The sequence below is a fragment of the Amycolatopsis sp. NPDC023774 genome (assembly GCF_040639695.1).
In the GTDB taxonomy this organism is placed as follows: Bacteria; Actinomycetota; Actinomycetes; order Mycobacteriales; family Pseudonocardiaceae; genus Amycolatopsis.
Genome location: NZ_JBFAAJ010000018.1, coordinates 16534 through 18569 on the forward strand (window position 1 = coordinate 16534; position 2036 = coordinate 18569).

The 2036-nt window shown below is 75.4% G+C and carries 2 protein-coding genes; both read right to left on the reverse strand.

What is annotated here, in order from left to right:
- Positions 1-651: 651 nt before the first annotated feature.
- Positions 652-849: a hypothetical protein gene (locus tag AB0F91_RS29915; protein ID WP_220246518.1), complete on the reverse strand. Its 198-nt coding sequence runs from the start codon at positions 847-849 to the stop codon at positions 652-654.
- Positions 850-873: 24 nt separating this feature from the next.
- A complete protein-coding gene (locus tag AB0F91_RS29920; RefSeq protein ID WP_360602796.1) occupies positions 874-1398 on the reverse strand; it encodes a hypothetical protein in 525 nt (174 codons plus the stop codon).
- Between the last annotated feature and the right edge of the window lie 638 nt (positions 1399-2036).

Genomic DNA, 2036 nt, shown 5'->3' on the forward strand with positions numbered 1-2036 from the left:
TCTGTGCACCCCGGACGACATCTCGGGCCAGTGCATCGACCGTGCCGCAGCCGCTGGGCCGGGCAGAGCCGTGCACAGCGGGCGACGGCTCCGGCAGCGGCGCATCAGCCGAACCTCGGCACGCCGAGCCGAGTCGGACAGCGATTCTGTGCACCCCGGACGACATCTCGGGCCAGTGCATCGACCGTGCCGCAGCCGCTGGGCCGGGCAGAGCCGTGCACAGCGGGCGACGGCTCCGGCTGCGGCGCATCAGCCGAACCTCGGCGCGCCGAGCCGGACCGGGCAGCGACGTGCGCTCCGCGAGCGAGCGCTCAGGCCGGTGCATCAACCGAACCTCGCTGCGCTGAGCCTGGTCGGACAGCGACGCGCGGGTCGATGATTGCGGCAACCAGCCCACGCCTCGGTTCGGCGGCGGTTCCGGCACAGCGGGCCTGCCCGCCCCGGGTGGTGACGTGCCGGCCGAGTCGACAACTGCGGGTCGGCCCCGGTTTCGGCGGCGATTCCGGTGCTTTGATCTGACCCGCCCTGGGCGGTGACGTGCTGGCCGGGCCGGCCACGCAAACCTGCGCGGGCCGAGGTCGGGCGCGCGGGATGCCACGGGCGAGCGTCAGCGGGCCGGGCCGGATGGGACCGGCCCGACGCGGCGGGTGGTCAGTCGCCGTCCCATTCGCGGTCGGCGGCGTCGGCCTGTCGGTTGCGCTCGCGGGCGATGTCGAGGGCGCGGCGGGCAGTGGCCTCGTCGGGGTAGGGCCCGAGGAGGTCGATGCTCCGGCTGCGTTCCAGGTGTTCCACCTCGTGGGTGCGGGTGTTGTAGTACCAGCCGGGGTCCGGGTTGGGGTCGTCAGCCATGCGTCCAGCCTGGCACCCGGCGGGTCACTTGCGCCAGCGGAACGGGATCTCGGTCGGGTCGCCGGTGGGGCCGAACTCGCCGCCGTCGGGGTCGTCGCCGGTGGGGGGCGTGGCGGTTTGCGGTGGGGTGCTGGGGTTTTCGGGGTGCTGGTCGAACCAACCGCGCACCTGGGGGATGCCGCGCGGTGGGGTGGGGATGTCGTCGGCGGGGTGGGTCTGGGGTGTGCTGGGCTGCTGTCCGTGGGCCGTCTGCTCCGAGAACCCCAACGGCACGTCCCTCACCTGCGCACCCTCCGCCTGCCCCCGCTGCCCCGCCAACTTCCTCTCCATCGACGACGGCTGCGGCAACCCCGGCTTTTCCTGGACGGGCTGGTTCACCTCGGGCACCACCGGCACCACGGGCTCCTTCCCGGGAAACACCGGCGGCGCGGCGCGATACACCCGCGCCGCGGCGGGCGGCGGCGCGACGGGACCGGTCTCTTGGCCGGGGAACACCGGCAGGGGCCGGCCGTCCGGTCCCAGCGCGGGCCGTGTGTGGGGTTGAGGCACCTCAGGCCATGGCGCACGCACTTCCTGCCGGCTCCAGCCTGGCTGCGCGCCCGGCTGGGGTAAGCCACTCGGCGGCTGGCCGCCCGGCTGCGCGCCCGGCTGAGGCAAGCCACTCGGCGGGGCCGCGGGCGGCTGCCCGCCCGACTGTGCACCCGGCTGAGACAAGCCACTCGGCGGGGCCGCGGGCGGCTGCCCGCCCGACTGTGCACCCGGCTGAGACAAGCCACTTGGCGGCGCCGCGGGCGGCTGCCCGCCGGGTCCTTGCGCCGCGCTCGGCTGGGGCAACCCGCTGGTCGCCCCCTCGGGCTGCGCGCCAGCCGACTGCGGCTGCTCACCGCCGGGCGCAGGCCCGCCCGACTGCGGCTGGCCCCACTGGGCGCCCTGCTGCTGTTGGCCCCGCTGCGTTGCCTGCCCACCACCCGACTGCTGATCGCCCCCCTCCTGCGCCTGGGCCCGATCAGACTGCGACTGACCTTCGCTCGGCTGCCCGGGCGCCGGCGCCGCATCGCCCGGCGACTGCGGCGCACCGGTTGCCGGCTGCATCGGCTGATACCCAGACGGTTGCTGCACAGGCGTCGGCTGCGGCACCGCATCGCCCGGCGATTGCGGCGCACCGGTTGTCGGCTGAGCCGGCCGAT

Coding starts and splice junctions, on each gene's coding strand:
- AB0F91_RS29915 (WP_220246518.1), bottom strand. CDS start 849: ATGGCTGACGACCCCAACCCGGACCCCGGCTGGTACTACAACACCCGC.